Origin of the sequence: Leptothermofonsia sp. ETS-13, from assembly GCF_049200465.1 — a bacterium.
GTDB lineage: Bacteria > Cyanobacteriota > Cyanobacteriia > Leptolyngbyales > Leptolyngbyaceae > Leptothermofonsia.
In genome coordinates this window covers 3,341,347-3,359,319 of record NZ_CP120836.1, presented here as the reverse complement: position 1 = coordinate 3,359,319, position 17,973 = coordinate 3,341,347, and the positions used below count along the sequence as shown (strand labels likewise).

At 48.3% G+C, this 17,973-nt stretch carries 16 protein-coding genes and 2 pseudogenes; 12 read left to right on the top strand and 6 right to left on the bottom strand.

Annotated elements, in window-relative coordinates; genetic code table 11:
* Window positions 1-20: 20 nt before the first annotated feature.
* Both P4D80_RS15180 and P4D80_RS15175 read right to left on the bottom strand, forming a co-directional pair.
* A complete protein-coding gene (locus P4D80_RS15180; RefSeq protein WP_421654841.1) occupies window positions 21-692 on the bottom strand; it encodes a hypothetical protein in 672 nt (223 codons plus the stop codon).
* Window positions 693-1,092: 400 nt separating this feature from the next.
* The gene (locus P4D80_RS15175) at window positions 1,093-1,491 is read right to left on the bottom strand and encodes a response regulator (protein WP_421654840.1); all 399 of its coding nucleotides are present in this window, start codon (window positions 1,489-1,491) and stop codon (window positions 1,093-1,095) included.
* 162 nt (window positions 1,492-1,653) lie between these two features.
* Here P4D80_RS15175 and P4D80_RS15170 point away from each other — a divergent pair, with 162 nt between their 5' ends.
* From P4D80_RS15170 to P4D80_RS15155, 4 genes and pseudogenes are all read left to right on the top strand, one after another.
* A complete protein-coding gene (locus P4D80_RS15170; RefSeq protein WP_421654839.1) occupies window positions 1,654-4,254 on the top strand; it encodes a DNA gyrase/topoisomerase IV subunit A in 2,601 nt (866 codons plus the stop codon).
* Window positions 4,255-4,635: 381 nt separating this feature from the next.
* A complete protein-coding gene (locus P4D80_RS15165; RefSeq protein ID WP_421654838.1) occupies window positions 4,636-5,514 on the top strand; it encodes a methylated-DNA--[protein]-cysteine S-methyltransferase in 879 nt (292 codons plus the stop codon).
* A 56-nt stretch (window positions 5,515-5,570) separates the two neighbouring features.
* Window positions 5,571-5,906: pseudogene (locus P4D80_RS15160) on the top strand (EamA family transporter); the annotation flags it as partial.
* The gene (locus P4D80_RS15155) at window positions 5,907-6,413 is read left to right on the top strand and encodes a DMT family transporter (protein WP_421659541.1); all 507 of its coding nucleotides are present in this window, start codon (window positions 5,907-5,909) and stop codon (window positions 6,411-6,413) included.
* 400 nt (window positions 6,414-6,813) lie between these two features.
* Here P4D80_RS15155 and P4D80_RS15150 read toward each other — a convergent pair whose 3' ends face one another.
* Window positions 6,814-7,323, bottom strand: a complete 510-nt coding sequence (locus P4D80_RS15150) for a glycosyltransferase (RefSeq protein WP_421659540.1) — start codon at window positions 7,321-7,323, stop codon at window positions 6,814-6,816.
* A 1,201-nt stretch (window positions 7,324-8,524) separates the two neighbouring features.
* Between P4D80_RS15150 and P4D80_RS15145 the strand changes: the two genes are divergently transcribed.
* The 6 genes and pseudogenes from P4D80_RS15145 (at window position 8,525) to P4D80_RS15120 (ending at window position 14,329) form a co-directional block, all read left to right on the top strand.
* On the top strand, window positions 8,525-9,160 hold the full coding sequence (locus P4D80_RS15145) for a transposase (protein WP_421654637.1): 636 nt from the start codon (window positions 8,525-8,527) through the stop codon (window positions 9,158-9,160).
* Entirely contained in the window at window positions 9,157-9,585 is a 429-nt protein-coding gene (locus P4D80_RS15140) for a hypothetical protein (RefSeq protein WP_421654837.1), read from the top strand. The genes P4D80_RS15145 and P4D80_RS15140 overlap by 4 nt, the downstream gene beginning before the upstream one ends.
* A 277-nt stretch (window positions 9,586-9,862) precedes the next feature.
* Window positions 9,863-10,870, top strand: coding sequence for an NAD-dependent epimerase (locus tag P4D80_RS15135; RefSeq protein ID WP_421654836.1), 1,008 nt, complete (start codon window positions 9,863-9,865; stop codon window positions 10,868-10,870).
* A gap of 924 nt (window positions 10,871-11,794) precedes the next feature.
* Window positions 11,795-12,430: a transposase gene (locus P4D80_RS15130; protein WP_421654637.1), complete on the top strand. Its 636-nt coding sequence runs from the start codon at window positions 11,795-11,797 to the stop codon at window positions 12,428-12,430.
* A 67-nt stretch (window positions 12,431-12,497) separates the two neighbouring features.
* Window positions 12,498-12,854: a hypothetical protein gene (locus P4D80_RS15125; protein WP_421654835.1), complete on the top strand. Its 357-nt coding sequence runs from the start codon at window positions 12,498-12,500 to the stop codon at window positions 12,852-12,854.
* 767 nt (window positions 12,855-13,621) lie between these two features.
* Window positions 13,622-14,329: pseudogene (locus P4D80_RS15120) on the top strand (IS1 family transposase).
* A gap of 117 nt (window positions 14,330-14,446) precedes the next feature.
* Here P4D80_RS15120 and P4D80_RS15115 read toward each other — a convergent pair.
* On the bottom strand, window positions 14,447-14,650 hold the full coding sequence (locus tag P4D80_RS15115) for a hypothetical protein (RefSeq protein ID WP_421654834.1): 204 nt from the start codon (window positions 14,648-14,650) through the stop codon (window positions 14,447-14,449).
* Between the two features lie 98 nt (window positions 14,651-14,748).
* The gene (locus P4D80_RS15110; protein WP_421654833.1) at window positions 14,749-14,898 is read right to left on the bottom strand and encodes a hypothetical protein; all 150 of its coding nucleotides are present in this window, start codon (window positions 14,896-14,898) and stop codon (window positions 14,749-14,751) included.
* Between the two features lie 129 nt (window positions 14,899-15,027).
* Between P4D80_RS15110 and P4D80_RS15105 the strand changes: the two genes are divergently transcribed.
* Complete coding sequence (locus P4D80_RS15105) at window positions 15,028-15,555, top strand: phytoene desaturase family protein (RefSeq protein ID WP_421654832.1); 528 nt, start codon at window positions 15,028-15,030, stop codon at window positions 15,553-15,555.
* 59 nt (window positions 15,556-15,614) lie between these two features.
* Window positions 15,615-16,718: a saccharopine dehydrogenase family protein gene (locus tag P4D80_RS15100; protein WP_421654831.1), complete on the top strand. Its 1,104-nt coding sequence runs from the start codon at window positions 15,615-15,617 to the stop codon at window positions 16,716-16,718.
* Window positions 16,719-16,836: 118 nt separating this feature from the next.
* Here the strand turns inward: P4D80_RS15100 and P4D80_RS15095 are convergent, their stop codons facing one another.
* Window positions 16,837-17,799 (bottom strand): protochlorophyllide reductase, encoded by a 963-nt coding sequence (locus P4D80_RS15095; RefSeq protein ID WP_421654830.1) that lies wholly within the window; start codon window positions 17,797-17,799, stop codon window positions 16,837-16,839.
* Window positions 17,800-17,973: the final 174 nt, after the last annotated feature.

Below are 17,973 nucleotides of genomic sequence, written 5' to 3'. Positions count from 1 at the left end.
TGAAAGTTGAAAGTTGATTGTTACCAAGCCGCTTCTACGGCATCTCCCCCATAATCTGGATCTCCAGTATCGGCATCGCTAATTCCTCCATTGTCTGGATAGTTGTCATCTGGATACCCATCATCGGGTGGATAACTGCCGTCCGGGTAATCTCCGTTAGGGGGAGGATACCCCCCGCTCCAATAGTCATCATCGTCGGGTGGGTAGCGATCGCCCCAGTTGCCACCATCGCCCGGTCTATTTCCCCAATAGCCAGGTACACATAGTCCCAGGGTTGGTCTTAAATCTCCGTCAACGGCACTACGAGCCTGGGCGGGCATAAAACCAATATCGGGATTATTCACCCCGTAGGGAACGGCAACCTGGATGTACAATTCTCCATCAGGTCCCCGCGTTGCTGAGCCCTGAATCAATCTCACTCTTTGCCCTTCGTAAAGATAGCGGATTTCTTCGCCGTAGCTATCCGCGCTGGTGAAGAGAGGATACCTGCCCCCAATCACTCGCCGACAGTCTGAGCCAGTCGCCACCTCAACCAGGGAACCCGCAGGCAATGGAATGGCAGCCTGTAGCCGCACTGAGGGAGAAACAGAGGCTTTGGAGTTCAACATTGCGAGGGCTGAAACATAGCTGCCGATTGAGGCTGCCAGGATCAACAAAGCAACGGCAATACCCTGGCTAGCCAGCCCTTTCATTTCCTACCCCCGAAACACTACTCAGTACAAAAATACTTAATTCTAATAGTAGCGGTAGGTTAAGGACGATATACGCTATGAAGAGATTTTGCTGAAGATCAAGGAAATGCCCAGAATTTCTGCGAAAATAGTACTGAAGTACTTATAAAGTAATAGAAAAGTCCAATAGATTTCTTATCACATGCTGCTTCCAGTACACGGAATTAGTTCCTGTGCGGTAGTCTGGAAATCAAAGTCGCTACCACCGATGCCTTATCGTGACTGTATGGTGATCGCAGTTATCGTTCGAATGAGGCGAATGTTATAGGATTTACTGTCTTGTCTACCAGTGTTGTAAACACTAAATTTTGCAACACGGGGGTGTAGGAGCTTCGCCCCCAGGCACAATCTTGACAGACCACTAGGTTTCCGGTAAGAGTGCCATGATCTGGTCTACAAATGCTTGATGGTCAACCACAGGTTTAGAAATATAACCATCGGCACCACTTTGCCGCAGAAAGCTCTCGCGATCGCCCTCCATTGCGTGAGCTGTCACCAGAATAACAGGAAGGCTCGCCGTTTTGGGGTCTTCCTTCAGCATCTGGGTAATTTTGATACCATCCACAGGTTTACCCTGATAAACGCTGCGAGCCAGCGACACATCCATCAAAATCACGTCGGCTTCCCTTGCCTTAGCAATTCGTATGACTTCTTCCACGTTTTCAGTATGCTTAACTGCCAGACCACCGCGGTTAGTCAGAATCTTAGAAAAAACCAGTGCATTGGCGACATCGTCTTCCACAATCAAAACGGTTTTCATAGTCCCTTCCTTGCAACGTGACCCAGCATAATGCAGCAAATAACTGGCGTGATCTTACAGTGAAATCAGGCAATAACCGGCAGGGGGAGATGCCACTATGCTAGTCGTGCCAGACTCAAAATACATCAGGTTTTGTGAATTCAGGAATAAGGAACGACACTCATGGCTAGACAGTTAAACATGCTCTCAGCGGGACAGGTGATCACCACTGCCCTGCATACCGAGATGCAACAGTCCTACCTTGAATATGCCATGAGTGTGATCGTCGGGCGAGCGTTGCCCGATGTCCGTGATGGGTTAAAACCCGTACATCGGCGAATTCTCTATGCTATGCACGAGTTGGGCTTAACTCCGGATCGCCCCTATCGTAAGTGCGCCCGTGTTGTGGGGGATGTATTGGGTAAATACCACCCCCACGGAGATCAGGCCGTATATGATGCTCTGGTACGCATGGTGCAGGACTTTTCCAGTCGTTACCCGCTACTGGCCGGTCATGGCAACTTTGGTTCTGTGGATGACGACCCTCCAGCGGCCATGCGGTATACCGAGACCCGGCTAGCCGCCATCAGTAACGAGGGCCTGTTGAGTGAAATCGGCGATGCTACCGTCGGTTTCATTGGCAACTTCGACAACTCGCAGCAAGAGCCCATTGTTTTACCGGCTCAACTCCCCTTTTTGCTGCTGAATGGGAGTTCGGGCATTGCTGTAGGGATGGCAACAAATATTCCACCTCACAACTTGAATGAAGTGGTTGATGGCTTAATTGCGTTGATTGACTCTCCTACCCTGTCTGATGAAAAGTTGTTTGAACTCATTCCCGGACCGGACTTTCCCACCGGTGGCGAGATTGTGGGAACCGATGGCATTTGGGAAGCCTATACGACAGGTCGGGGCAGTATTCCGATTCGGGGGGTGGCTCAAATTGAGGAAATTCAGACTGGGCGTGGAAAGCACCGCCGTACAGCGATTGTGGTGACCGAGCTGCCCTATCAGGTCAACAAAGCTGGCTGGATTGAAAAAGTAGCGGATCTGGTCTCCCAGGGGAAAGTGGATGGAATCTCGGACCTTCGCGATGAGAGCGATCGCGAAGGCATTCGGGTTGTGATTGAGCTGCGGCGGGAAGCCAATCCCCACAAGATTCTCAACTTTCTCTATCGCCAAACGGCCCTTCAGACGAACTTTGGCGTCATTATGCTGGCACTGGATAACGGCCAGCCCCGCCAGTTATCCCTGCGAGATCTACTGCAAAGCTTCCTCAATTTTCGGGAAGAAACCCTCAGTCGCCGTTACCGCCACGAACTGGAAAAGGCTGAAAATCGGCTCGAAATTCTGGATGGCCTGCTGACCGCATTAGAAAACCTGGATGATGTGATTGAAATCCTCCGCAATGCACCCGATGGCACCACGGCCAAGCAAACCTTTCGGGAGGAATTTGAGTTCAGCGATCGTCAGTCCGATGCCATCCTGGCTATGCCTCTGCGTCGCCTAATGGCAACCGAGCAGGAGAGCCTGCAACAGGAATTTGATGAACTGGAAACCCGTGTAGAAGAATTACAGAAACTGCTGGGCGATCGGCGCGAACTGCTGAAAGCCCTCAAAAAAGATCTGCGAGCCTTAAAGAAGAAGTACGGCGATGAGAGAAGGACACGGATTGTCGCCGCTAACGGACAAGCCAATGGCAATGGGAAGGAATCCGCCGGAACTGGAAGCCCGGAACCGGAAGACTCCTTACCCCTCACCCCTCACCCCTCACTCTTCGAAGAAGAAGAGCAGGAAGTGGTTCTGGAAATTACTCAACGGGGCTATATCCGGCGAGTCACCCCGAAAACCTACCAACGCAGTCGTAGCCGCATGGCTGAAAAGCCCACCCTCGTATTGGAGGAAGGGGATGATTTTGTTGAGCAAACCCTGTTGACGAACACCCGCAAAACGCTGGTGGTGCTGACCAGGACTGGAAAGGCGTTCCCTATCAACATTAGCGACATTCCGCAGGCCACTGGAAGAAATGCCAAAGGTGTTCCGCTGTTAACCCTATTGCCACCTTCAGCCCAGGGCGATCGCAACGGGATTGTCAGCAGCTTTATTCTTCCTGACTCCCTGGAAGAAACTCATATGCTACTGGTGACTGCCGGAGGGCGGGTGAAACGTCTTCCCCTGACCGAATTTGCCGACCTGACGGGGCGTGGGCTCGTCGTCATCAAGTTTAAGGACGAGGATCACCTGGTTTACGTCAAACTGGTGGAACCGGATGAGCAACTCGTCCTGGCAAGTTCCGGTGGACGGCTATTACGACTGGAAGTGAACGACGACAGCCTGCCCGTGATGAGCCGTACCGCCCAGGGCAACCGGGGCATGCGGCTGCGCAAGCAGGATCGGTTAGTGGGGTGCGCCACTGTGTTTGAGGATGAAGAACTTTTACTCATCACCGAAGAAGGCTACACCAAACGGTTACTTGTCGATGAACTACGGCTTTCCAGTGCAGGCGAACTGGGGACTCAAGTTCGGTTCGCAACGAAAACTGACACCCTTGCTGGCATGATCAATGCCACTGCGGGCAGCGAAGTGGTGTTGCTGACCAGTGCCAACCGCATGAGCCGGATGGAGGTGGACTCAGCTCCCCTGGAAACCAAAGATGGGATGGGCGATCGCCTGTTTCAACTTAACCTGGATGAAAAGATTGTCACAGTAACTGAGATCGTCGATGATTCAATCAGACCGCTGGAGGACACTACCGAAACCAATTTAGAATCAGGGCGTTGCTGAATTTAGGTATGAAATAGGTACTGTATGCTCGAAATTTCGTTTCGATTCATACTGCTTTTCAGCAACGCCGCAAATCTTGAGAAAGGAGTAGAAAAGAGTCAAGGAAATCAAGATTTTAAGAAACCAGACCAACGTTGTAAGTAGCTAGGCGCAATTAAATTAAGGATAATTCCAGGGGTGGAAGGGGTGAAATCCCCTGACTGGGGGCACAGCCCCCACTCCTCTCTTTACCAATTAATGATGTTTACCAATTAATGATGACTACCTGCTTACTGCTGTCCGAATGAGATGACTTGATAGACAGCAAGAAACGGGTGGCGTTGAACCTCTGCTCTCGGTACATTGAGGAGTGCATGATGGACAGATGCTGAAACCAGTCCTATGAATTCCCCGGTAGAAACCAGCACGTATGATAGCGAAACTTATGAGCGTATTGCCAGGGCGATCTCGTTCATGCGTCAAAATCATCTGAATCAACCTGATCTCGCGACGATCTCACAGCATGTGCATCTGAGCGAGTATCACTTTCAGCGACTCTTCACGAGATGGGCAGGCATCAGCCCCAAACGGTTCTTGCAATATCTGACTGTGGAATATGCAAAATCAAAAATCGCTGAGACAGCTAACCTGTTAGATCTCACTGTAGATACTGGTTTATCTAGTCCAGGGCGGTTACACGATCTGTTTGTAAAGTTGGAAGCGATGTCGCCGGGTGAGTTTAAGGCAGGGGGTAGAGGGCTACAAATTGGGTATGGAATCCATCCAACCCCTTTTGGTGAATGCTTGATTGCAATTACTTCCCGTGGCATCTGTAATCTTCATTTCCTGGATACAACCCGTAAAGATGCTGCTGATATCCTTCGCTTGGAGTGGTTTAATGCTGACATCATCCAGGATCAGCAAGTAACCAAAGAGATCTGCGATCGTGTCTTCACACCAGTTGCCACGAACAGCAAACCTTTGATTCTTTCTGTCAAAGGAACCAATTTTCAAATTCAAGTTTGGCGAGCACTGTTGAGAGTTCCGTTTGCAGGAATCACAACCTATCAGGGGCTAGCGGAAGCGATGGGTCGTCCCACTGCTGCGAGATCCGTCGGCAACGCATTAGGTCGTAATCCAGTTGGGTACTTAATTCCCTGCCATCGAGTGATCCGGGAATCGGGTGAGTTGGGCGGTTTCCGGTGGGGCTTGGATCGCAAAACGGTTCTGCTGGGTTGGGAAGCAAGTCAAAATCAAGCAATTGGACAGGAGTTGACATGAAAGGTTTAGAGATTGCAGAACTTTTGCTGCTTGCTGCATTGTGAGGTGGCTCATTTCTATTTATGCGGATTGCAGCACCCGTCCTCGGTCCAATTTGGCTGATTGAGTTGCGCGTCCTACTAGCGGGTTTAGCACTGTTACCGATTTTAGTCCGCTTAAATCTCTGGCAACCAGTGCGACGGAATTGGATTTCACTTTTTATTGTAGGCTGTCTCAATTCTGCGATTCCATTTGCATTACTTGCCTTTTCATCCATGTCGCTATCTGCCGGATTCACGTCTATCTTGAATGCGACAGCGCCATTGTTTGGCACCATAGTTGCTTCTGTCTGGCTCAAGGAGAAATTCACCATCCCTCGAATGATTGGGCTCATTCTGGGATTCGTGGGTGTGATGATTTTGGTGGGTTGGAAAACAATCGTTGCAACGCCTGCTTTTGTCATGGCGGTATCGGCTGGATTGGTAGCAGCATTTATGTATGCGATCGCGGCTCCTTACATCAGACAAAAATTAGCGGGCGTTCCTTCATTAGTTGTGGCAACTGGAAGTCAGCTAGGTGCAGCATTCTTCCTTCTACCCGCATTGCCTTTTACAATCCCACAACAAGCACCTACGACAATCATCGTCGCTTCAGTACTGAGCCTCGCTCTATTGTCAACTGCACTTGCCTATATTTTGTACTTCCGCCTCATTCAAAATATTGGTTCTACAAAATCATTGACCGTTACTTATCTAATTCCCCTGTTTGCAATGCTTTGGGGTGCAGTGCTTCTAAAGGAAGCCGTAACGACATCGATGATTGTGGGATGTAGTTTGATTTTGCTAGGAACGGCGATCGCAAATGGTGTATTCAAGATGAAGCTCGGTGACAGAGTGAACAATAGACTTAATCGGAAATAAGAAAGAAAATCAATTCCTTGCATAAAATTGTCAATTCTCATGGCTTTACCGCCCATTCTCATATTGATCGATTTATTTCCGATAATGTCTAATGAGTAGCAACTCAACATTTACAGCGGTTTTCAGCTGAATAAGCCACAGTGAGCGAACCAGCCAAGGGCATCCTCATCGGAAATGCACTCATTGATAATCTGGATTAACACTTGATATCAAGTATTTCTGTGGTTCGAGTTTTAGCCGATCGCAGAAGTTGTTTGAGTTTTGACCAACATGATGCAATGGGTGAAAGAATAAGGGGGAGTGGGGGCGATGCTTCCACAGCATGGATTTCCCCTCTACACCTCATCACCATCCAAAGGCTGACTGCTATATCAATCATTAAACAAACTAAGAAACTGGCCTAAATTAGCTTCTGCTGTAAATTGATTAAGCCAGGATGCTGGAACAAATTTTTTTCACCGTCTAAAATTCGTACAATTGCTTCTGCGAGGAGATCGCTCTGTTCACACGGCAAGAGTTCGCCATACTCGCCGCCATTCAGAATTTCGGCTGGACCGTGGGGACAGTCAGTCGAGACAACAGGTACCCCCATTGCCATAGCCTCAATCAGCACGGTGGGCAAACCTTCATAAAGCGAAGATAAGGCAAAAACAGCACTGCGAGCCATGTAGGCATAAGGATTTCTAACAGCACCCAAAAAAGCAACATCCTCGTGCACGTCAAGAACCCGCGTTAAGTTCTCCAGCTCTGACATTTCATTGCCCCAACCCAAAATAACAAGGCGAGCCTCTCGTACCTTGCGAACTTTGGCAAATGCTCGAATCAGATTTGGGAAATCTTTTTGCTTCTCTAACCGCCCAACCCCCAAAATGACAGGAGGCTGACCTTCAGAAAACCAGGGGTGTTCTATCGGTTCCTTCCCCTTTTGAAAAACATCAGGTGTAAGTATTGGATTGTAGATGACACTGATTCGTTCGGAAGGTAAACCAGAAAAGTTCGCTAAATCGTGAGTAACCCCTTTTGAAACCGCTGCGATTTTGTTCGCGTATTAGTACAAAAATCGTGTACAGAATAGTGTAAGTAATCGATTGATTGGCCGGTGATCTATTTTAAGTTCTTGAGTGACGGTATTTTGTAAAGAGACAATTGCTCGATAAGAGTTTTGAGTTAGTAACTTTGTGAGTAAGTTAATAGTATCTGTAGAATAGAGAGTTGATATAACAATAGCAGGCTGTTCAGAACGAACATAACGGATAAAATCTTGAAGACTGCCGAAAAATCCTGAAGAGTCTAAGTTGAATACTCTTACTCCCTCAGGAATGAGATCCCTATGTTGTTCGAGCAGAAAATTAAAAACCAAATCAACTTGATAGCCTTTTTTAACAAGCCCGTCGGCTAACTGTAACATGGCACGATGAGCACCACTGACCGTAACATATCGCACAAAAACCGCTATATGGAATCTATTATCAAATCATAAATAGTCCTGCAAAAAATAAATCAAGAATATATTCTCTTATTTTCAGCTTTTTGCAAAAACTAATTTAAGGATCTTGAAACTATTGGTAGTGCTCAAATCATAATGATTTTTCAGTTTGAAATGTTGGTGGCCAGCACCACTCATCATTATCTCTTGAGGTCTACCAAACTATTAAGGGAATCAAAGTCCTTTTTGTAAAAGATGATTTTTCAAATATTTATGCAACTACTTTACTTTTTATACGCTTAATCTGACTATATGCAGAATTTTTGGTCTGAACGAAACTTACATAAGTATTGCCACCCAGCAATGCCAAACCGTAGTAGAAAAGATACTTTAAGTTGAATACATCAGCTCGCCAGCTCGCTAGTACCCAGCGGCATAACAACACATAGCTGTCATGAGGTCAGAGGCTTGCTCGCTGGTTGACTGACAAAATGAGAGGGACATGAAATAAAAGCTAGGAGGGAAGTAGAGCCTGATTTAAGCTGATGAGTGACCACACAAATCAATTAAATCAATGCCTCCGACTTTTCGTCTTTATGATGCGCTGTCGCGCTATTAGAGTCAACGTGAGATTCATTGGCAAGATGCCCGCCACCTGCAAACCCTGTGTTGGATAATCATCGGAATGATCCAGAGTCAGAACGTGCATCTGAATGGGTTTGGCGTGTATGTCAGAAGCCGTGCCCAAGTTGCCCAGTCGCACCAACGACGGTTTCGTCGATGGTTGTCCAATCGACGGATTCATGTCGTTAGGGCTCATCACAGCCTCATCGGGCACGCCTTGTCCCAGTGGAGCAGTGAACGATTGTACCTCAGCCTCGACACGACCATCGTATGGAATCGTTTTTGCATCGTCTGGGTAGGCGTGGTGTATCGGGGCAGAACCGTTCCTGTGGCGTGGCGAGTAGTGGCACAATCTAGCAATAGCGTCAGGTTGTGGACGATTCAAAGGGTGTTGCGGCAAGCGCAAAGGCTCCTGCCCACTGATGTAGCCATTGTCCTTTTGGCAGACCGAGGGTTTGCCGATGGGAAGTTGATGAAATACCTCCGGGAAAATCTGGGCTGGCATTTTCGGATTCGGATTCAACGTTCGTTTCAGTTTCAGCACCAGGACCAATGGCGCAAAGTATCGTCGATACAGTTACAGCCCGGACAGGTTTACTTCCCAGAGGCGGTATCAGTCGGCAGAACAAACCCCTACCCCAAGGTTACCTGGCGTTTGCTCACGACAAGCAAAGGGGTGAGGACTGGACGATTGTGAGCGACGAACCGACGAACTTGCCAACCTTTGCTCAATACCGACTCCGGTTTTGTGTGGAGGAGTCGTTTTTGGATTTGAAGTCCAACGGATTTAATCTCGAAGCTTCCAGGCTGGGTGACCAGTTTGCCCTTTCCCAGTTGTGCGGAGTGATTGCTTTAACAATGCTGTTTCTGGTGCTCCAGGGAGTGCAGGTCGTTGCTTCAGGCAATGGCCGCCGAGTCGATGCCCACTGGAACCGGGGGATGAGTTATCTCAAGCTGGGTTGGAATTGGATTCGTCTTGCCATTACCCAGCAATGGAAGATTCAGGTGTATCCGTTTCTCTCAAGTCTGCCTGATCCTCAACCTGCCATTGCATCCAAGCAACAACAGAATGATTCCTTTAAGCGTGAATTTACTGTCCTCAGTCGCTTTCCAGCTTCTTAGTTTTGTCAGTCAAGCAGGGGCTATCACTCTTTTCCAGTGACAACTGTTTCGTCAATATTTATTATTGTTTATACAAAATAATAAGCAAGCTGCGCTGCTTATCACCAGTGCTTATACTTAAACTTCATTGAAAAAACATAGAACCTGTTGCAATGGGGTTTCACAACTTAGTAGTACCTTGTGTAAGATTTGGTAGTACCTTGTGTAAGATTTGAAGGAACAGAAAAATGGCTTATCAATGATCAGGTGTCTCAGTTACCTCAGTTACAACTGAACTATGAAAATCCTAATCACTGGCGCTGCTGGTTTCATCGGTTATCATTTGGCACGACGCCTTTTAGGAGAGGGGGAACAAATCTATGGCGTTGACAACTTAACGGAGTACTATGATGTCAGCCTTAAAAAGGCGCGATTAGCACAATTACAAGCAGAATCTAATTTTACGTTCCAATTTCTCGATTTGAGCGATCGCGTCGCAACCCAACATCTTTTTCAAGACTCCCAGTTTGATGTAGTCATTCACTTAGCAGCTCAGGCAGGGGTTCGGTATTCTCTACAAAACCCCTGGACTTATATTGACAGCAATATTGCTGGCTTTGTTAATCTGCTCGAGGGGTGTCGCCAGCAGGATATTCAGCATCTAGTTTTTGCCTCCTCTAGCTCTGTTTACGGCGCCAATACCAAAGTTCCCTTTGCGGTAACAGATAACGTTGACTATCCTGTTTCTCTTTATGCTGCCAGTAAGCGAGCTAGTGAATTAATTGCCCACACCTACAGTCATCTCTATGGTATTCCTACCACTGGGTTGCGCTTTTTCACAGTTTATGGCCCCTGGGGACGTCCAGATATGGCTTATTTCAAGTTTGTGAAGGCGATCTTTGAAGGCAAGCCCATTGAAGTTTACAATTTCGGCCAAATGCGACGAGACTTTACGTACATTGATGACATTGTTGAAGGCATTGTCCGTGTCATGCACAAACCACCTCAGAAAACCCTCTCTGAGCAGAGGCAAGGGCCAAATACACCAAATAGCAATGCTCGCTACCGCCTATACAACATTGGTAACAATCAACCTGTTGAACTTCTGCACTTTATTGAAGTGATTGAGGCTGCGCTTGGCAAAGTATCTGAAAAGTGTCTGCTCCCAATTCAACCGGGTGATGTGCCCGCAACCTATGCGGATGTAGATGACTTGATACGAGATGTTGGATTTCGTCCATCAACCTCCATTGAACAAGGAATTTCGCACTTTGTTCGCTGGTACCGCAATTATTATGGGCTTTGAGAGTGTCTGGTCATTCTGTAGAGGCTTTGCTTCCCGTATCAAATATTCCTGTAAATCGTCCAGCATCTACTGTAAACACAAGAACTTATTATTCTGTGGCGGAGATTTTCTTAAAGAAGTGATGAAGTAGCTGGTCCATCTATTTGGATAGATTTACGGATAATCTACAATTCTTCAGCGTGTCTAGCTTTTACCTCATCAATATGGCCGAATGCCGTCTTCCCGTGACTAAACTATGTTCCCATAGGGACTATATTCCCATAGGGGGAATTAACTAGGGCATCTGGTTTTAGCCCTGTCGATCACTTAAGGCTGTGATTCTGTTGTTAAGTTCTTTAATTGAAGCTATCCGCCAATGAAGTTCATTTCAAAATTGTTGTATGTTTTTCCATCAAAATCAATAGTATTACTCCCATGGTTTCTTGTATTTGTTCTGTCCTCTGTTTTAGAAGTAGTTGGTATTGGAATTATTGGTCCCTTCATCGGCTTGGCAAGTAACCCTGATCTCATCTATAAAAATCCCTGGCTAAACCAAACCAAATTTATTCATTTCTAAATCTTGGCAAAGTTAACTATTTTATTATTTTTATTGGTTTTCTAGTGGTCACAATTTTTTGTATTAAATCGTTAATTAGTTGGTATGTTCAAGCCAGTATTTTTAAATTTACTTATCTCCAAAAGGAGAAGCTAATTTCTCGATTGATGTATGGGTACCTGGTTGACTGACAAAATGAGAGGGACATGAAATAAAAGCTAGGAGGGAAGTAGAGCCTGATTTAAGCTGATGAGTGACCACACAAATCAATTAAATCAATGCCTCCGACTTTTCGTCTTTATGATGCGCTGTCGCGCTATTAGAGTCAACGTGAGATTCATTGGCAAGATGCCCGCCACCTGCAAACCCTGTGTTGGATGATCATCGGAATGATCCAGAGTCAGAACGTGCATCTGAATGGGTTTGGCGTGTATGTCAGAAGCCGTGCCCAAGTTGCCCAGTCGCACCAACGACGGTTTCGTCGATGGTTGTCCAATCGACGGATTCATGTCGTTAGGGCTCATCACAGCCTCATCGGGCACGCCTTGTCCCAGTGGAGCAGTGAACGATTGTACCTCAGCCTCGACACGACCATCGTATGGAATCGTTTTTGCATCGTCTGGGTAGGCGTGGTGTATCGGGGCAGAACCGTTCCTGTGGCGTGGCGAGTAGTGGCACAATCTAGCAATAGCGTCAGGTTGTGGACGATTCAAAGGGTGTTGCGGCAAGCGCAAAGGCTCCTGCCCACTGATGTAGCCATTGTCCTTTTGGCAGACCGAGGGTTTGCCGATGGGAAGTTGATGAAATACCTCCGGGAAAATCTGGGCTGGCATTTTCGGATTCGGATTCAACGTTCGTTTCAGTTTCAGCACCAGGACCAATGGCGCAAAGTATCGTCGATACAGTTACAGCCCGGACAGGTTTACTTCCCAGAGGCGGTATCAGTCGGCAGAACAAACCCCTACCCCAAGGTTACCTGGCGTTTGCTCACGACAAGCAAAGGGGTGAGGACTGGACGATTGTGAGCGACGAACCGACGAACTTGCCAACCTTTGCTCAATACCGACTCCGGTTTTGTGTGGAGGAGTCGTTTTGGATTTGAAGTCCAACGGATTTAATCTCGAAGCTTCCAGGCTGGGTGACCAGTTTGCCCTTTCCCAGTTGTGCGGAGTGATTGCTTTAACAATACTGTTTCTGGTGCTCCAGGGAGTGCAGGTCGTTGCTTCAGGCAATGGCCGCCGAGTCGATGCCCACTGGAACCGGGGGATGAGTTATCTCAAGCTGGGTTGGAATTGGATTCGTCTTGCCATTACCCAGCAATGGAAGATTCAGGTGTATCCGTTTCTCTCAAGTCTGCCTGATCCTCAACCTGCCATTGCATCCAAGCAACAACAGAATGATTCCTTTAAGCGTGAATTTACTGTCCTCAGTCGCTTTCCAGCTTCTTAGTTTTGTCAGTCAAGCAGGTGATCAAGTCTATCTTATGGAGAAGGGCCAAATTGTTAAATCGGGCAGTTATCAAAACGTTGTTTTAGGGGGATGAGAGTTTGTAAAATTGGCTAATCCAACTGATTGACAGACAAAATTTGAAAAGGAGGGAGGCTAAGCCCTTGGTAAAACGGCACTCGCAGATTAGTGTGAAAGTTACCACCCAAACACAACTGAACCATGCGAACCTCCCCAGCTATGGGACCTTCTGGGTCAATCCACTTGATGCCATCTTTGCTAGCAAGCCCCACTTTTTCAAGAATCTTTGACCATGTTCGATCAGAGAAGTTACTTTCGACCATTGCTTTTCCTGTAGGGGACGGAAAAACCAAGTCATCGGGCCCGAAATCTTCAGGTCTGATCTTTTGTAACAACTCTTTGGGTCGTTGAGGACAGCTAAACCATCGCTTCACCGCAGTCTTATCCTCATACCGTCGCTAAAGCCTTCCTGACACCTCAACGATACTTTCGCAAAAGTGGACTCCGCTACAATCGGGCGAGACATTTCCCCACCGTAAGCCGATTGCTTCACACGGGCGACACCCCGTCCAGAACAAAAACTTTATGAAGGGAGCATAATGCCGATAATTGATGCCAGGTCGGGTATCGTTCTCAAAAGCTGTGATGATGCGATCTCGCTCCTCAATAGAGAATGCTACGGGAGGTGCTGGTTGGTAGTGCTCAAGATGTAATGATAAGGAGGTAGAGCTTCCGCCTGATGACCTACCATGTCTACCTGCCCAACTGGTGCATCGGCCCACACGGTTAAGAACGGTCGCATCCATAACGGCAAACGACGGTTCAAGTGTCGCGACTGTGGACGACAGTTCATTGAGCAACCCACGAAAAAAGTGGTTGACCAAAGCACACGGGACCTAGTTGACCGATTACTTCTGGAACGAATTTCATTGGCTGGAATTGCTCGTGCTGTCCAGGTTTCAGGGTAATGCTTGCAAAGCTACGTCAATGAGAAATACGCTGGGGTGCCTTGCTAAGTTCAGGTGACACCCAAAAACAGGGGCGCTTAACAATGCAGTGTGACGAACTCGGGTCATTCGTAGCCAACAAGGGGAATAAACAGTGGGTTTGGTTAGCCCTCGATGCCGACACTCGTGAGATGGTCGGGGTGTACATCGGCGCACGAGATGAGGCTGCCGCAGTGCAATTGTGGGCATTACTACCACCGGTCTATCGTCAGTGTGCCGTTGCCTATAGCGATTTCTGGGCAGCCTATGGAGCAGTGTTTCCCAGCAAGCGCCATCAAGCGGTCGGCCAAGAAACCGGGTTGACCCTACGTTGAACAATTCAACAACACCTTGTGCCAGAGGTTTGCTCGATTAGTGCGGAAAACCTTGTCGTTTTCCAAGTCACTGGAGAATCACATTGACGCAATTTGGTACTTTATCCATCATTACAATGCATCATTACTTCTGTAGCACTACCAGTCAGAGATTCAGTGCAAATCAATTGCGATGTGATGCCGTCGTTTGCAGATTTTTGGTGGGATGCGGCTTTGCAAAGCCGCATTCACTTGCGCTTCGCATGCTCCCATGTCATTGAGTTTCTCCAAAACGGATGCCATTGCCGCTCGGCGCTCCTTCCAGGCTACGCACCGTCTGCTCAATACTGTCACCTCGACTGGCTGCCCGCACCAAGATTTCAAACACCTCTGGCACTGTGTAGTTGCCGTTTATCTCCAACGGCAGGTGTTCCATTAAACACTCAATCGTACACTCCAAGGTGCTTTCATCACTCAAGGCAGGTGTGTCGCATAATAAAGTGGGGTAGGTAGTATGGCTATTTTGGTAAATTTTGGGTTAGCCTGACTCTACTCCTTCCTTAAAGGATTTTCGATCTACTTAATCTGGTTGATAAGAGTAATCTGGAGGCTGCTGACCTCTACCTGCGCGATCGCCTGGAACGACGCATTGTCAACAACAACGAAACCATCCTCAAAATTGACTGTGCCCTGTCCGAGCCTCTGCGTTTCGAGAACTACAACCATCAGGATGATTACCTGATTGGCTCGGTCCTGATTGCTGACTCAGTCAAGCAGGTTGAAATTGCTCACTCGGAACCCAGCATTGGCAGAATTCCAGACGCCGATCCTTCCATGTACGTTGTCATGCCAACTATGCTTGACCCGTCTATGGCTCCAGAGGGCAAACATACCCTGTGGATTGAATTCTTTGCTCCCTATCAGGTTGAAAATGCTGAAGGAACTGGCTTACATGGCACTGGCTGGACCGATGAATTGAAAAGCAAAGTGGCCGATCGCGTCATCGACAAACTGGCTGAATATGCCCCCAATGTGAAAAATGCCATTATCGCCCGTCGGGTTGAAAGCCCTGCTGAGCTAGGCGAACGATTGGGAGCACTTAAAGGAAAGTACTACCACATCGACATGAGCCTGGAGCAGATGGTTTTCTTCCGCCCCTTGCCAGAAATTGCCAACTACAAAACCCCCATTGAAGGATTGTTTTTGACCGGAGCGGGCACCCACCCCGGTGGCTCCATTTCGGGAATGCCCGGTCGAAACTGCGCCCGCGTTTTCTTACATACCCAGCGTCCCATCGCCCAAACACTCAAAGAAGCGCGAGACTCGATGAAGCAAACCGCCGAGTCGGTATTTAGAGTATTTCAGAATACCGAACTATCGTAGGATGGATCAGCGAAGCGTAACTGTGTGGCTCCAGGTATCGATACGCTTTAAGGAAAACAATGGTTAGTCGGGTTCTGGTATTGGGCGGACGGGGACGAATTGGGCGGGGAGTGGTTACTGATCTGTTGGCTCACAGCCAGGCTGAAATCACGATTACTGGAAGAACCAATCAAGCGGCTGGTGATCTGAAAGACTATCCAACAGAGCGAGTGCAGTTTCAAACGCTTGATCTGGCGGAGCAGCAACGTGTGACAGCGGCGATCGCCACCCACGATCTCGTCGTCCACTGCGCCGGACCTTTTCGCTATCGAGATGCGTCCGTTCTGAAAGCCTGTATTGAGCATGGCACTCATTACATTGATGTGAGCGACGATCGCAATTTCACCCGCACGGCTTTGAGTTGCCGGGCTGAGGCGCAGGCGGCAGGAATTACCGCAGTCATTAACACTGGCGTCTTTCCCGGCATTTCTAATAGCATGGCTCGTCTGGGAATTGAGCAATTAGAGGTGCCGGAGGAAGTTCATTTGAGTTATGCGGTAGCAGGGTCTGGAGGAGCCGGGGAAGCCGTCATGCAAACCACGTTTCTAACCCTCCAGCATCCGTTTAAGGTCTGGTTGCAGGGTCAGTGGCAGGAAGTGAAACCCTACACGGGGCGGGAAGTCGTTGAATTTCCAGAGCCGTTTGGTCGGACAGGTGTTTACTGGTTTGATATGCCAGAGTCGTTCACCCTGGCCGAGAATTTTCCTGTACAGACCGTGACCGTTAAGTTTGGCACCGTTCCCGACCTCTACAATCACCTCACATGGCTGGTTGCCAACTGGTTTCCGGGAGCCGTCATCCGACATCCCACAGCCATTCACCTCCTGTCACAGGTCAGCCGGATGATGACCGCGGTGAGCGATCGCTTCAGTGGTACAGGAGTTGCGATGCAGGCAGAGGTTAAGGGGCAAAAAGATGGAAAGCCTGCCCACTATCGTGCCACCTTTACCCATTCCGATGCCGCAACAGCAACAGGATTAGGAGCAGGCAGCATCGCCCAATTTATTCTCTCTGGCGATTTGAACCAGCCAGGAGTCTGGACCGTTGAGCAGGCTTTCCCAACCCATCTGTTTCAGCAAGCCATGCAAATTCGGCAAATCACAATTCAGCAGGAGTGGCGGTGATTACCAAAACCAATCACAACAGGCGTGTACATCACCAAAAATGAAACAGGGTCAGAAGCCAGAAATCAGCAGGAAAGAGAATTCTGGCTCCTGGCTCCTGGCTCATGACTTCTTTCCATCAGGCAAGTCCAACCAGCTTTGCACTCAACTCCCACATCCGCTCACCCTTTGCATCATCACGAGCCTGGCGAGAAACCTTTTGAACAAAAGCCTTACGACCTTCCTTCTGTCGGTTCCCCCAGCTAAAGTAAGCTCCCGATTGACGATACTCCGGATCGGCAACTACCGCTGCTACCCGTTCGCCAGCGAGGTCTTGAGAAACATAACCTCCTGTAATGTACTTCTGGAACAGGGGAAATAGTTTTTGAAACAGGGGGTAGTGATTGCGAAACAGGGGTGTGTCGGCAACGCACCCTGGATAGAGAGAACTGAATGTGATGCCCGTTGATTCGTGGTAGCGTCGATGCAGTTCGCGCATTGTCAACACGTTGCAAACCTTACTATCCTTATAGGCTTTGACGGGCTCAAACTTTTTGCCATCCACCATAGAGATGGGGTCTTTGAAACCGGCCTCAAACCCTTCAAAATTGCCGAGATCTGGACGTGGGTAAACCTTTCCACCCAACTCTTCGGGATTGTGCGTCACGGTGCCCAGAATCACCAGCCGCTTATCTCCAGGAGGTGAATTCTGCAAATCCTCCAGCATCAGATTACACAACAGGAAATGACCCAGGTGATTGGTGGTCATGGTTAATTCATACCCTTCTGGGCTCCGCAAGGGTTCCTTCAGCAAGGGCATGTAAATGGCTGCATTGCATACCAGGGCATAGAGAGGTCTACCACTGGCTCTAAATTCGCGAGCAAACCGCCGCACACTTTCCAGGTCTCCCAGATCGATGTGCATGAGCGTGAAAGTGCCCTGCGGAATACCGATCGCCTGAGCCGCTTCCCCCCCCTTGCGCACATCCCGGCAAGCCATAACCACATGCCAGCCTCTTTTGACCAGGGCCTTTGTAGCGTGTAAGCCCACTCCAGAGGAAGCACCCGTAATAACAACTGTTTTCTTTTGATCTTGTGCCATTTTCTTAAAGCCGCGTTAATCACCGTTGACCGTATTCATGATCTCATACCCAGTGCAAAGCGATCCTAGTTTTATCGCTCGATTCGACCCAGAGGTTTATCTATTACCTTTATCCATTAGAGCCAATATAGCGGTAGTCATTATGGTTAGGATGGGGTACAGGGGTGGAACCCC

Bases quoted from the DNA above. Each gene is read 5' to 3' on its own strand.
- P4D80_RS15180 (WP_421654841.1), bottom strand. From the start codon at position 692: ATGAAAGGGCTGGCTAGCCAGGGTATTGCCGTTGCTTTGTTGATCCTG.
- P4D80_RS15175 (WP_421654840.1), bottom strand. From the start codon at position 1,491: ATGAAAACCGTTTTGATTGTGGAAGACGATGTCGCCAATGCACTGGTT.
- P4D80_RS15170 (WP_421654839.1), top strand. From the start codon at position 1,654: ATGGCTAGACAGTTAAACATGCTCTCAGCGGGACAGGTGATCACCACT.
- P4D80_RS15165 (WP_421654838.1), top strand. From the start codon at position 4,636: ATGAATTCCCCGGTAGAAACCAGCACGTATGATAGCGAAACTTATGAG.
- P4D80_RS15155 (WP_421659541.1), top strand. From the start codon at position 5,907: ATGATTTTGGTGGGTTGGAAAACAATCGTTGCAACGCCTGCTTTTGTC.
- P4D80_RS15145 (WP_421654637.1), top strand. From the start codon at position 8,525: ATGATCCAGAGTCAGAACGTGCATCTGAATGGGTTTGGCGTGTATGTC.
- P4D80_RS15135 (WP_421654836.1), top strand. From the start codon at position 9,863: ATGAAAATCCTAATCACTGGCGCTGCTGGTTTCATCGGTTATCATTTG.
- P4D80_RS15130 (WP_421654637.1), top strand. From the start codon at position 11,795: ATGATCCAGAGTCAGAACGTGCATCTGAATGGGTTTGGCGTGTATGTC.
- P4D80_RS15110 (WP_421654833.1), bottom strand. From the start codon at position 14,898: ATGGTTGTAGTTCTCGAAACGCAGAGGCTCGGACAGGGCACAGTCAAT.
- P4D80_RS15105 (WP_421654832.1), top strand. From the start codon at position 15,028: ATGCTTGACCCGTCTATGGCTCCAGAGGGCAAACATACCCTGTGGATT.
- P4D80_RS15100 (WP_421654831.1), top strand. From the start codon at position 15,615: ATGGTTAGTCGGGTTCTGGTATTGGGCGGACGGGGACGAATTGGGCGG.
- P4D80_RS15095 (WP_421654830.1), bottom strand. From the start codon at position 17,799: ATGGCACAAGATCAAAAGAAAACAGTTGTTATTACGGGTGCTTCCTCT.